The sequence below is a fragment of the Microbacterium lacus genome, assembly GCF_044794305.1.
Lineage (GTDB): Bacteria > Actinomycetota > Actinomycetes > Actinomycetales > Microbacteriaceae > Microbacterium > Microbacterium lacus_B.
In genome coordinates this window covers 2,366,157-2,379,458 of the sequence record NZ_CP084996.1, presented here as the reverse complement: position 1 = coordinate 2,379,458, position 13,302 = coordinate 2,366,157, and the positions used below count along the sequence as shown (strand labels likewise).

Annotated in this window: 11 protein-coding genes; 4 read left to right on the top strand and 7 right to left on the bottom strand. The window is 66.6% G+C overall.

The annotated features are described in order from the left end of the window. Positions 1-8: 8 nt before the first annotated feature. From LG299_RS11360 to LG299_RS11345, 4 genes are all read left to right on the top strand, one after another. On the top strand, positions 9-2,630 hold the full coding sequence (locus tag LG299_RS11360) for a penicillin acylase family protein (protein ID WP_404430269.1): 2,622 nt from the start codon (positions 9-11) through the stop codon (positions 2,628-2,630). A gap of 73 nt (positions 2,631-2,703) precedes the next feature. Continuing rightward, entirely contained in the window at positions 2,704-3,234 is a 531-nt protein-coding gene (locus LG299_RS11355) for an RNA polymerase sigma factor (RefSeq protein ID WP_404430267.1), read from the top strand. After that, a complete protein-coding gene (locus tag LG299_RS11350; protein ID WP_404430265.1) occupies positions 3,231-4,610 on the top strand; it encodes a TolB family protein in 1,380 nt (459 codons plus the stop codon). Before LG299_RS11355 ends, LG299_RS11350 begins: the two co-directional genes overlap by 4 nt. After that, positions 4,610-5,854 carry a hypothetical protein gene (locus LG299_RS11345; protein ID WP_404430263.1) on the top strand — a complete coding sequence of 415 codons (1,245 nt, stop codon included), beginning with the start codon at positions 4,610-4,612 and terminating at the stop codon, positions 5,852-5,854. The genes LG299_RS11350 and LG299_RS11345 overlap by 1 nt, the downstream gene beginning before the upstream one ends. Before the next feature lie 6 nt (positions 5,855-5,860). Here LG299_RS11345 and mnhG read toward each other — a convergent pair whose 3' ends face one another. From mnhG to LG299_RS11310, 7 genes are all read right to left on the bottom strand, one after another. Continuing rightward, complete coding sequence (gene mnhG, locus LG299_RS11340) at positions 5,861-6,217, bottom strand: monovalent cation/H(+) antiporter subunit G (protein ID WP_404430261.1); 357 nt, start codon at positions 6,215-6,217, stop codon at positions 5,861-5,863. After that, entirely contained in the window at positions 6,214-6,468 is a 255-nt protein-coding gene (locus LG299_RS11335; protein ID WP_404434867.1) for a monovalent cation/H+ antiporter complex subunit F, read from the bottom strand. The genes mnhG and LG299_RS11335 overlap by 4 nt, the downstream gene beginning before the upstream one ends. Before the next feature lie 11 nt (positions 6,469-6,479). Beyond that, the gene (locus tag LG299_RS11330) at positions 6,480-7,064 is read right to left on the bottom strand and encodes a Na+/H+ antiporter subunit E (protein WP_404430259.1); all 585 of its coding nucleotides are present in this window, start codon (positions 7,062-7,064) and stop codon (positions 6,480-6,482) included. Beyond that, entirely contained in the window at positions 7,061-8,614 is a 1,554-nt protein-coding gene (locus LG299_RS11325) for a Na+/H+ antiporter subunit D (RefSeq protein WP_404430257.1), read from the bottom strand. The genes LG299_RS11330 and LG299_RS11325 overlap by 4 nt, the downstream gene beginning before the upstream one ends. Beyond that, the gene (locus LG299_RS11320) at positions 8,611-9,189 is read right to left on the bottom strand and encodes a Na(+)/H(+) antiporter subunit C (protein ID WP_404430255.1); all 579 of its coding nucleotides are present in this window, start codon (positions 9,187-9,189) and stop codon (positions 8,611-8,613) included. Before LG299_RS11320 ends, LG299_RS11325 begins: the two co-directional genes overlap by 4 nt. Next, positions 9,189-12,119: a Na+/H+ antiporter subunit A gene (locus LG299_RS11315; protein WP_404430253.1), complete on the bottom strand. Its 2,931-nt coding sequence runs from the start codon at positions 12,117-12,119 to the stop codon at positions 9,189-9,191. Before LG299_RS11315 ends, LG299_RS11320 begins: the two co-directional genes overlap by 1 nt. 92 nt (positions 12,120-12,211) lie before the next feature. Then, positions 12,212-13,261 (bottom strand): LacI family DNA-binding transcriptional regulator, encoded by a 1,050-nt coding sequence (locus tag LG299_RS11310; protein WP_404430251.1) that lies wholly within the window; start codon positions 13,259-13,261, stop codon positions 12,212-12,214. Positions 13,262-13,302: the final 41 nt, after the last annotated feature.

Here is a 13,302-nt window from a genome sequence, read left to right as displayed (position 1 = left end):
GAACTTCAATGTCGAAGCCTCTGACTGGCCCCATCGTGCTCGAAGACGACGCACCGGCCCCTCGCAAGCGTTCGATCGGTCGCATCGCGGGCATCACCGCGTTCGGAGTCATCGCCGGCCTCATCGTGATCGCACTGATCGCTGCGGGAACCGTCGTCTATACGATCCAGCGTTCCTTCCCGCAGCTCGACGGCACGATCGACGTCGAGGGCCTCAGTGCCGACGTGACCGTCCAGCGCGACGTGCTGGGCATCCCGACGATCACCGCCGAATCGACCGACGACCTCTTCTACGCGCAGGGCTATGTGCATGCGCAAGACCGGTTCTGGGAGATGGACTTCCGACGGCACGTCACGAGCGGCCGGGTGTCCGAGCTCTTCGGCGAATCGCAGGTGGCTACCGACAAGTTCCTCCGCACCCTCGGCTGGCGCGTCGTGGCCGAGCAAGAGGTGGCTGCCCTCGACGAGACGAGCTTGGCGTACTACGAGGCCTATGCCGACGGCGTTAACGCGTACCTCGACGAGAATCAGGGGGCGGATGCGTCGTTCGAATATGCCGTCCTCGGTCTGCAGAATTCCGACTACGAGATCGAACCGTGGACCCCGGCCGACTCCGTGGCGTGGCTTAAGGCGATGGCCTGGGACCTCCGCACCAACATCGAAGACGAGACCGAGCGCGCACTCTTCGCCGCCGAGCTGCCCGCCGACGAACTCGCCGCGCTCTACCCCGCCTACCCGTTCGACCGGAACCCGGTGATCGTGCCAACGATCACCGAGGTACCCGCGGTGGGAACGGTGGGAACCACGGTTCAGGATGACGCGTCCGTCGCGACCGCATCGATCGAGTGGAGCGAAGTCGACGGGGTCATCGAGGCCGTCGGCGCCCTGCTCGGCGGAGCTGGAGAAGGCATCGGCTCGAACTCGTGGGTGGTGTCGGGCGAGCTCACCGACACCGGGATGCCGCTCCTCGCAAACGACCCGCATCTTGGGGCATCGCTCCCGAACGTCTGGCACCAGATCGGTCTCCGCTGCGGGACTCTGTCGACGGCGTGCCCGTTCGATGTGTCGGGCTTCAGCTTCTCTGGCGTGCCCGGGGTCATCATCGGCCACAACTCACGCATCGCGTGGGGCTTCACCAACCTCAGCACCGACGTGACCGACCTCTACCTCGAAAGGATCGACGGAGACGAGTACTGGTACGACGGTGTGCTCACTCCGCTCGAGGAACGCACAGAGACCATCGAGGTGTCGGGCGGCGACGACGTCGAGCTCGTCATTCGTTCGACGATCAATGGCCCGATCGTCTCGGGCCTCACCGATGACTTCGATGAGATCGCAGCCGACCCGTACACGACCACGACCGACGGAGCGATCTCTGCCCCGGAGGGCGCTCCTGAGGGGGAGTATGCGGTCAGTCTCAAGTGGACAGCTCTCGAGCCGGGACAGACCCCGGACTCGATCTTCGCGCTCAACGTCGCTGAAGACTTCGACGACTTCCGTGCCGCGGCATCCCTCTTCGACGTCCCCGCGCAGAACCTCATCTACGCCGACGTCGACGGCAACATCGGCTACCAGACGCCCGGCAAGCTTCCGATTCGCGGTGCCGGTGACGGATGGATGCCGCAGCCCGGCTGGGATTCCGCCTACGCGTGGAAGGGCTTCATCCCGTTCGAGGAGCTTCCGGTGGTTTACAACCCCGACAGCGGCTACATCGTCACCGCGAACAACGCGGTTGTGGGCGAGGAGTACCCGTACTTCTTGACACGCGATTGGGACAACGGGTGGCGCGCAGCGCGCATCGTCGACCTGCTCGAGCGCAAGATCGCCGCGGGAGAGCTGACCGCCGAAGACCTGCGCGAGATTCAGGCCGACAACGAGTTCTTCATCGGGAAGGATCTCTCTGCGGCGACGGCTGACCTCTCGACCGGCAGGACGGGCCCCGATGAAGCTCTCGCGCTCCTGCGCACGTGGGACGCGCAGAACGACGCCGACTCGGCTGCCGCTGCCTTCGCGAACGTTCTGTGGGACGAACTCGTGCAGAACATGTTCGTTCGCGGGCGCGAGAACCCGGCGCCGATCACCGATCAGTCACGGTTGTTCCTCGTGGTGGACGATTTGCTCACGGACCCCGCATCTAGCTGGTGGCAGAACGACGAGCTCGAGGTGTCGGGCACCGAAGCGATGCTCGCGCTCTCGGCCAACGGAGCGTACGACCGGCTCGCAGTGCTGCAGGGCGACGCCCCGGCGCGCTGGAACTGGGGCACACTCCACGCGCTCGCCCTGCGCAGTGACACGTTCGGTTCGTCGGGCATCGCGCCGATCGAGATGCTCTTCAACCGCGGCCCGTTCCCGACAGGCGGAGGATCCTCGGTGGTCAACGCGACGGGCTGGGCCATCGGCGGCGATTTCGCCACGGCGACAGTCCCGTCGATGCGGATGATCGTCGACCTGGCCGACTTCGATGACTCGGTCTGGAACCACCTGACCGGCACCAGCGGTCATACCTTCCACCCGAACTACGTCGATCAGACAGAGAACTGGCAGAACGTCGTGCTCACCCCGTGGGCGTTCTCGCCGGCGGCGGTCGAAGCATCCGCCACCCACACTCTGGTGCTGACGCCCGGGGACTGACAACAGGCTCCCGCGGGAGCACAATCGACGTAGCATCCGCGAACCTTTTCCGAATCCGCGGACACTACAGGGTATGAACGATGGCGACGCGGCCGACTGGGCTCGAGTCCTTCAGGGGGATTCCGCCGCCTTGACCGCGCTCTTCGACCGCCATGAGGCGCGGCTCTTCCGGCACGCGGTCCGACTCCTGACGGATCGTGAGGACGCGAAGGATGCCGTCACCATCGCCTTCTTTGAGCTCTGGCGCAAGCGTGCCTCGGTGCGGTTGGTCGAAGGATCACCGTTGCCCTGGCTGCTGAACACCGTGTCGAACGCGGCACGAAACCTGGAGCGATCCGGCCGAAGATACCGCACGCTCATCGCGCGCGCGCCGCGGCCCGAGTATGTGAAGGAACACGCCGGCAGCGACGAGACCGGCGTGCTCGCGGCCCTCCGCCGGCTACCGGCCCGGGAACAGAGCGTCATGGTGCTCACCGTGCTCGAGGGGTATCCCGAACGGGAAGTGGCCCTCACCCTCGGCATCCCGGTAGGAACCGTCAAGTCTCGGCTGTCGCGCGCCCGCGCACGGCTTCGCGAAGCGATGACGACATTGGAGGCATCGTGAGCGTCAATCCCAGCGAGCTATCTGCTCGCGAACGCGGCGAGATGCGCGATCTGGTGCTGGCTGGCGCGCAGCGCATCCGCCCCGTGAGCTCGCACCGCGCTCAGTTCGTCGCGATCGGCCTGACGCTGTTGGTCGTCGGTGGCGTCGCTGGCGGTATCCTCACCGCCACCCTCCGGGACGACGGTACTCCGGCGCCGATCGGCACCGTCGATCCCGACCCGGCTCCGACCTCGCCGTCCCTCCCCGGGGCATCGGGGTGGGTCGCCTACTCCTCGGGCTTCAACGAAGGCGACATCTACGTCGTCAAGGAGGGATCCGCGCCGCATCGTGTCCTCGGTGCCGACGATGCCGCCGATGACCTCGACGAGGTGTGCCCCGCGTTCTCTCCGGACGGCACCCGACTCGCCTCGGGGCAGGCGCAGCTGGACGACGTCACGAGCCCGCAACCCGCACGGCAGAACGCGGCGCTCGTGCTCAGCAACATCACCGCAGATGCCGAGATCGCGGACTCACGCGTTGTGCCGCTCGACGGACTCAGCATCCCGCCCTGCCCGATCTGGTCGCCCGACGGGCGTTGGGTCGCTTTCGGCAGCCCGGCGCAGACGCAGATGGTGGTGCCGGCGCCCCAGGTGTGGATCGTCGACACCGCGACCGATGAGATCCGGCGGCTGACCGACCTCGCTGCGAATGATGTCGAATGGGCCCCCGACAGCGCTGCGCTGTACATAGCCGATGACGAGGGTGTGCTGGTCTACTCGCTCGCCGAGGATGACTTCTCGACCATCGACGACACAGCAGGCGCGATGGCGATCGCCGCCTCGCCCGACGGATTGGCGCTGTCGGTCGAGCTCGCCGTCGGTGAGTTGCGGACACCGGAGTCTCGCGTCGATCTCTGGCGCATGGCCGTCGACGGCTCGGAGCGGAGCCTCCTCGACGAGGGCTACACCTACTCTCGCGGCATCGGCCCGGTGTGGTCGCCCGACGGCAATCGAATCGTCTATCAGCGGACCTGCAGCCAAGACTGCGCCGACCTGCCGTCCGATCTGCGGCAGGACGAGCTCGGTATGGTCATCGTCGGCAGTGGCGATCCGCTCGGAGATGTCGGCACGCAGGTGGTGCTCCCCTCGACCCGCTCGGCCGAGAGCAGCGAGCCCCGACTGTGGATCCCGGTGACCGTCACCTGGGCCCCCGACAGCACGACGCTTCGCTTCCTCGGGTGGGAGCTGACCGCAGCGGGCGAGATGGCCGCCGGGTCGGGTCTACTGGCCGTCGCGGTCGATGACCCCGCAGCTTCCACGATCCTGTGGGAGACCTATGAGGGTATCGGCGCCTTCGGCGTCTTCCCGCAGAACGACTTTCAGAGTTGGAGCAGATAATGATCACTCGATCGACGGCTTCGTGGGCCGCAGCATCCTTAGTCGTCGTGCTCGTCGGATTGACCGCGTGCGCCTCGACACCCTCTGCATCGCCCAGCACGAACGCCCCGATTCCACCTGTGGGTCCCGACATGAGCGCTGACGACGGCTGGATCGCGTTCTCTGCCAACTGGGAGTCCGGTGACATCATGCTGGTCCGCCCGGACGAGCCGGCACACCGCATTTTCGGGGCGGACGACGACGGCATCCTTCGGGTCTGCCCGGCGTTCGCCCCGGGAGGCACCCGACTGGCCTTCGGCGAAGCGTCCGGCGACTGGGAGTCCGGGTGGACGGATGCCGCACTCGTGGTCGCCGATGTCACGCCCGAGGGCGAGGCGACCGTCGTCGGCGAGGTCGCGCTGGACACCCTCACCAACCCTGCGTGCCCCATCTGGTCGCCCGACGGCCGGTGGATAGCTTTCGGTGCCCACACCGCCGAAGGCACCCCCCGACTCGGGTCACCTGAGGTGTGGCTGTTCGACACCGAGAGCGGCGAGATCACCGCGATCGCCGACCTCATGATCACCGACATCGAATGGTCGCCCGACGGCTCGGAGCTCTACCTCGCCGACAATGACGGGGTGCTGATCTATTCGATGGCCGATGGCACGCGTCAGCTGCTCGACGGCACGGCGGCCGCCCAGAGCCTGACTGTCTCGCCCGATGGACAGACGCTCGCCCTCGAGCGCCGCAGGATCAACGCGGCCGACCGCTTCGATCTCGTGTTGCTGGGTGCCGACGGCTCGAATCAGAGGGTGATCGTGAGCGACTACACCCAGATGCACGGGCTGGGACCAGTGTGGTCTCCGGACGGCACGCGGATCGTGTTTCAGCGCTCATGCGACACGACCCCGGACGGCGCGGGCGGCGAACGGCCGTGCTCCGAGGAGCACGACGTCATCATGATCACGGTGGCCGATGAATCGCAGGCGATGCTCCCGCGGCCCCAAGTCCCAGACAACGACGTCGAGGTGGTGACGTGGTACCCCTACAGCGTCACGTGGTCGCCCGATAGTTCGTCGCTCCTTTATCTCGGGTGGCCCGCACCCGACGACATCGAGGCCGATTTCGAGTGGCGCGACGGCCTGGCCATCGTGTCCCCTGACGCCGCCTCGGCGCCGCTCGTCCTCTACGAGGGTGGCATTCCGGTCTACATCGGGCGTCCGATGAACGTCTCGCAGAGTTGGGGTGCGTCCGCGCAGTGACTTGCATCACCCGCCCGCGGCAGGAGGGGTGCGCTGTGAATCGGCGAGTTCGTCGACCAGCAACGACTTCTCGTTTACCGTGCCGTTGCGGTAAGCCTGTCGGCCGACCATATGTGCCGAGAGCGGCGCGGTGGCGAGCTGGATCAGAACAATGGGAATCAAGAACGCCACCACCGGCCACGACCGCAGCGACAGCGCGATCGCCAGGCAGATGAGAATCAACCCGAGCACCTGGGGCTTGGTTGCGGCATGCAGGCGGGTAGCGACGTCGGTGAACCGCACCAGACCGATCGCAGCGGTCAGGCACAGCAGGGCGCCGATCAGAATGAGTACGAGGGCGGCGGTGTCGAGGATCTCGTTCATGCGCTCGGTGCATCCCTTCGGGCGACGAACCGGGCGATCGAGATCGACCCGAACACGCCGACGGCGGCGATGATCAGCAGCACCGGCAGCGTGCGTGTGTGCTGATTGATCGCCATTTCGGCCCCGAGGACACACATCACCTCGGTGAGGAGGACATCGGAGGCTACCGCTCGGTCGAGAATCGACGGTCCTGCAACGATGCGCCACATCGTGACGAGCGCCGCAACCGCGAAAACGACGTAGATGATCATGACGAGTGGGCTCACGCAACATCACCTCTCACAGCTACCGGGGGCGCAGCATCCCGCACCTGCGCGACCTGGGCAGACGAACCGACGGCCATCACGATCCGCTTCTCCCAGCGCTGCACACTCTCGCGCTGTTTATCGATGTCGGTCTCGTTGCGCACGCCGATGACGTGCAAGTAGAGGATGCGGCGGTCACGGTCGGCATCGATGATCAGCGACCCGGGAATGAGCGATGCGGTCACCGCGGTGTGCGTCATGATGAGGTCGTCGTCGATCAGCAGCGGCACGGCGATGAGGGCGGCGCCGGGCTGACGGCGGAGGTCATAGACCTGCCACGAGACGGTGAGCGAGCCGACCACGAGTGCCCAGAGAAACTCGAAGACGAAGATCGCACCGTAGAAGATGTTCACCCGCCCCGACAGCTCGACGGGCGGCAACCGGAAGGTTCGCGTGACGAGCACGGCCGCGGCGACGCCGGTGAAGAAGGCGAGCCAGGTGAACTGGCCCCACAGCAGCATCCACAGCGCGATGAGCCAGACGAAGAACGGGAGTTGCCGCCAGAGCTGGACGAAGATGCTCTGCGACTTCTTGTCGATCACTGGTCCACCTCCTCTTGCAACTGCACCAGGGTGACCGGCTCGAGCAACGAGGCGCCAATGCGCTCGCAGATCCCGTACAGCGGTCCGGCGAAGATGGTGAGCGCGACGGTGATTGCCACCATTCCGGCCGTAGCGGCGGTCATGATCTTGGGGATGACGCGACGCTCGGTGTCGACGCCGCCGGGGGCGGCGCCGAGGTACGAGATGCGCGCCTCGGTCTCGGCGGAATCGTCTTCTTCTCGCCAGAACGCCAGGTTCCATGCGCGCATCAGCGCGTAGAGCGTGAGTAGGGACGTGATGATTCCGCCGACGATCAGCACCATCATGATGGGGGTGCCGACTTCTGCCGCGGCATCGAAGAGCGCGAACTTCCCGATGAAGCCCGAGAACGGCGGGAGACCGCCGAGGTTCACGGCCGGAATGAAGTAGAGCACGGCGATGATCGGCGCCGCTCTCATCAGTCCCTTGACCTTCAGGATCGAGGTGCTGCCCGCGCGGCGCTCGACGAGCCCGACGGCCAAGAACAGGGTGGTCTGCACCACGATGTGGTGGACCATGTAGTAGATCGTGGCGCCGATCGCCGCGGGCGTCGCGATCGCGAGTCCGAAGATCATGTAGCCGACGTGACTCACCAGAGTGAACGACAGAATTCGTTTGAGTTCTGCCTGCGCCACGGCGCCGAGCACCCCGACGATCATGGTCGCCAAGGCCACGATCATCAATAACGTGTTCACGTCGTTGTCGCTGAAGAGCTGCGTCTCAGTGCGGATGATCGCGTAGACGCCGACCTTGGTGAGAAGTCCCGCGAACACCGCCGTCACCGGAGCGGGTGCGGTCGGGTACGAGTCAGGAAGCCAGAACGACAGCGGGAAGACTGCGGCCTTGATGCTGAAGGCCAGTAGCAGCAGAACGTGCAGAACGTACTGGGTGTCTTGCGGGAGCTCTGCCATCCGCTCGGCGATCTGCACCATGTTCACCGTGCCCAGCGCCCCGTAGATCACGGCGATCGCGGCAAGGAACAGGATCGACGACACCAGCGACACCACGATGTAGACGACCCCGGTACGGATGCGTGACTCGGTGCTGCCCAGCGTGATCAGCACGTACGACGCCACCAGCAGGATCTCGAAACCGACGTAGAGGTTGAACAGGTCGCCCGCGATGAAGGCGTTGAAGATGCCCGCGGCGAGGATCAGGTACGACGGGTGGAAGATCGACACCGGTGTCTCGCCATCACCGTCTGCCGCACCTTGACCCACAGAGAAGAGGAGAACGGCCAGCAGTACGATGCTCGAGACGACCACCAGGAGCGCCGCGAGTCGGTCGACGTAGAGCACGATCCCGAAGGGAATCGGCCACCCGCCCACCGAAACCGCAATCGGCATGTCGCCGGCATCGACGATCACCAAGAGCACCGCGGCGATGATCGCCACGATCGTGAGGGTCACGACCGAGACGACGACTTGCGTGCGGCGATGGCGACCGGCGATGAGCGCGACGGCGGCTCCCAGCAGCGGAAGGGTCACCAGCAGAGGGACGAGAGCGCTCATGTGTCGTCACCTCCCGGCGCGCGGTCGTCGCGGGGTCGTTCGTCGGCTGCGGGCTTCTCGCGCGGTCGGTCCACCGGTGCGTCATCGCGCAGGCCGGCGATGTCGCGGCTGCCCAGCACGGTGATCGGAGACGTCATGGTACCGACGAAGTCGGTCGTGACGTCGTCGTCTTCGTCCTCGAGTTCGGTCTCGTCGTCGAGTACCTCTTCGCTTTCGCCGCCGCGCACGCGCACGGCGAGGTCGGCCTCGTCGTCCTCGACGGTGTCAGCCTGACCGAGCTGCCAGGAACGGTAGATGAGCGCCAGGAGGAATGCCGAGACGGCGAACGTGATGACGATGGCGGTGAGGGTGAGCGCCTGCGGCAACGGATCCGACATTTCGTCGGTGGATGCTGCGGCCCCGAAGAACGGCGCGACCCCGGGCCTGCCCATCACGATGAGCAAGAGCAGATTAGTCGCGTTGCCGAGCAGGAGGAAGCCGATGAGCACGCGAGTCAGGCTGCGCTCGAGCATCGCGTACACACCGCAGGCGAAGAGCACCGCCATCACGATGATGAGAGTGGCCGAGACATTCATCAGGAGACCACCGCCTTCTCACGCTGCTCTTGCGCTTGACGGTCGACCTCGGCGCCGAGACTCCGCAGGACGTCGAGAACGAGTCCGATCACGACCAGGTACACGCCGACGTCGAAGATGGTCGAGGTGACGAACTCGACCTCGCCGAGGACCGGAAGGTCTGCCTCGAAGTACGTGCTCGTGAGCGGCGGGGCCCCGAAGAACAGGGGAACGATCGCACACCCAAGCGCGATCGTCATTCCGATGCCCAGAAGTCTTCCCGCGTCCGCGGGCGCCGCGGCCCCGAGCTCGTAGCGCCCGCCGGCGACGTAGCGCATGACGAGTGCCATACCGGCGACGAGCCCGCCCGCGAACCCACCGCCGGGAAGGTTGTGACCGGCGAAGAGCAGGTACAGCGAAACGATCACGATGGTGTGGAAGAGGATCCGGACGATCACCTCGAGAATGATCGACCTGTTCTCGGGGTTCACCTTCTGCCCACCCACGAGCCACGCCTGCCGGTTGCCCGGTGCCTCACCTCGGGGCTTCACGCCCTCCGTCGTCTCGACCAGTGGACGCCGCGTCCGCGCCGCGGCGGCGGGCAACGGGGCGATGGTGCTGGAGAGCGAATCTTGCCGGTGGGTGACGAAGACGAGGGATGCCACGCCCGTCGCCGCGAGGATCAGCACTGAGAGCTCACCCATCGTGTCCCACCCGCGCAGGTCGACGAGGGCGACGTTGACGACGTTCTTACCGTGACCGATCTCGTACGCGAGGTCGGGGAAGCGTACCGAGATCGGAACCGATGACCGCGAAGCGGTGGCGACGACCGCGACGGCCGCCATCGTGGCACCGACGGTCGCAGCGAGTACGGCTCGCGCGACCGGCCACACCGAGGCGTTGTGCTCGCCCATGCGCGCGGGGATCCGCCGCAGGACGAGGGCGAAGGCCACGAGCGTCACGGTCTCGACCAGGATCTGGGTCAGGGCAAGGTCGGGCGCACCGCTCGTGGCGAAGAGCAACACCATGCCGAGCCCGGTGACCGACACCAAGACCACACCGGTGTAGCGCTTGCGCGCGCGCACGGCGAGCAGTCCCGCCGCGATCATGATGGGTGCGACGACGAGCTGCATGGGCGTCTGCCATGCGTCCAGTTCTGCACCCCAGTTGCGGCCCGAGAGCAGAGCGGTGCCCTCGGCCGCGACGAAAACCAGGAAGATCGTGCCGACGTAGACCGGCAGTGATCCGCGCTGGGTGAAAGCCGTGACGACCACCGAGAGTCGGGCGATGCCACGGAGAGCGGCGTTGTAGCCGTCGGCCGCGGTGAACGGGAAGAGGCGCTTGGGCATGCGCGCCCGCGTGACCCAGAACAGCAGCACGCCGATCGCAATCGTCGCCAACGAGATCCATAGCGCGGGTTCGAACCCGTGCCACAGCGCGAGGTGGGCAGGATGCTCGGGCGCTGACACACCGGGCGTTGCACTCGGTGCGGTGTCGGCGTAGAGCGCGAAGGCCTTGTCGAGCAGGGGAGCCGCGACGCCGGCGATGACTGTCAGCCCCGCGAGGACGATCGGCGGCGCAAGGAACCCGATGGGCGGGTCGGGCCACTTCGTGACCGGAAGGGGCTCACCCGAGGCATCCTTCTTCGTCCAGAATGCACCCCACAGAAAGCGCAGGCCGTACGCGGCGGTCAGGACCGAACCGAGGATGATCCCGACGAGTGCGACGATTCCCCAGAGCGACCCGCCCACGGCCTCGTGAAGAAGGGCTGCGAGCACACCCTCTTTGGCGACGAAGCCGATCGTGGGAATCACGCCCACCATCGACGCGATCGCGATCGCCGAGAAGACCGCGAGGGTCTGAGCCTGTCTGCCGACACCGCTGAGCTCGTCGATGTCACGCGTCTGAAGCTGGCGGTCGATGACACCGACCACGAGGAACAGCGCGGACTTGAACAGGGCGTGGCTGAGCAACAGCGCGAGTCCGGCGAGCGCGACATCGCGCGTGCCGTAGCCGAGCACAACGGTGAGCATGCCGAGCTGGCTCACCGTGCCGAAGGCGAGAATGCGCTTGAGGTCGCTCTCGCGGAGGGCCTGGATGCCGCCGAGCAGCATCGTGAACGCGCCCAGCCCGACCACGATCGGGCGCCAAGTCGGAGCGATCGCGAAGATCGGAGCGAGACGGGCGATCAAGTAGATGCCGGCCTTCACCATGGCGGCGGCGTGTAGGTACGCGCTCACCGGCGTGGGCGCGGCCATCGCGCCCGGCAACCAGAAGTGGAAGGGGAAGATCGCGGACTTGCTGAGCGCGCCGACCAGGATCAGCACGAGTGCGGCATCGATCACGGGGCCGGTGGGGGCCTCGGCAAGGATCGTCGAGATGCTCGAGGTGCCCGCATCCACCACCATCAACACGACGCCGATCAGCATCACCAGGCCACCGAGCGTGGTCACGAGCAGGGCCTGCAGAGCAGAGCGACGGCTCGCGGCACGGCGGTGGTAGTACCCGATGAGCAGATACGACAGGACGCTCGTGATCTCCCAGAACATCACCAGCACGACGAGGTCGTCGATGAGTACGAGTCCGTACATCGCGCCGGCGAACGCGAGCAGGACGGCCGCGAACTGCCCGAGGCCCGACTCGTTGTCTTTGCCGCGGAAGTACCAGCGGCAGTACAGCATCACGAGTGCACCGACGCCCGTGACGATGAGCGCCATCACCCAGCCGAGCAGATCCATCCGCATTGACAGCGCGATTCCGAGAGGAGGAATCCAGTCGTAGGTTTCGAACGGGATGCCGCCGCTGAGCACTGTGGGAGCCTGCAGTATCGCCAGCACGAACGCGGCGATCGGCAAGAGCGAAGCGACGTAGAACGCGCGGGCTCCGATGCGTTTCACCAGCCACGGCAACACGGCGGGGAGGACTGCGAACGCGCCGAGGACGAGAAGCATCAAAGCCTCCTCTGGTCGTCGGCCGTGCGGGGCTCAGGCGATCGGGGTGTCGCGCTTCAGTCTATCGGCGCGGGTGCGCGCCAGGTCACGGCCTACTCGCGCGCGGGGGCGACAGCAGTGGTGTTGCCCCCGCGAAAGGCGCACGTGAAGCGGATGGATACCGCCTCCGCACCGCCCAGCATCGCGGCGACCGCGTGGCCCGCGGCACGACCCTTCTCGGCGGCGGGCTGGACGAGAGTCGTCAACTCGTAGGGCGCCAGGCCGTCGACCACGATGCCGTCGAAGCCGGTCACACTGAGGTCCTCGGGAACACGCAGCCCCGCCTCCTCGGCGGCACGGATGACACCCGCCGCGAGCAGGTCGCTCTGCGCGAGAATCGCCGTGGGCAAGGGTCCGGGCCGCGAGAGGATCGCTCGACCCGCGGCGAGCCCTTCGTCGATGAAGCTGCCGGCCGCGGCATAGGCGACGGCATCCGGATACACGTCCCGGGCACCGGCCAGGCGTTCACGAGTGACGTCGATCGTGATCGGTGTGGAATCCAGCACCCAGCCGCGCTGCCAGCCTGTGCGAGCGGGGAGGGTCACGATCGCCACGTCGACATGGCCCAGCCCGCGCAGGTGACGAGCGGCCTGCGCCTGCGCCTCGCGGTTGTCGAGCTCGATGCGCGGCACGTCCTCACCGGCATCGCCCTCGATGACGACGACCGGGATGCCTCGGGCACGCACCGTGTTCAGCGACTCGCGCAGCAGGCCGCTGCAGCCGATCAGAACAGCGGCATCCAGCGGCGCCGTCGTCAGCGAAGGGCCTTGGCCCGTCTCTTGGTCGCGCAGGAGGAGCAGGCCCGCACCGAGCGGAGCGACCGCCTCGGTGAGGCCATCCATCATCAAGGTCTTGACGGGGTCGAGAAAGGCGGTGCCGAGGTGCTCTTCGAAGACGACCCCGACGATGCCCGAGCGCCCGGTACGCAACGACGCGGCGCGGGGGTCAGGCCCGGTGTAGCCGAGGGCCGACGCAGCATCCACCACGCGTCGACGCGTCGCATCAGAAACCGGGGTCTTGCCGCTGAACACCACGGAGGCCGTCGATGGCGAAACCCCTGCTTCGCGCGCGACGTCAGAGATGGTGGCCCGGCGTGTGCTCATGACGGGGTCGATCGTACTCGCGGCGTTGGGCTTCTGTCGAA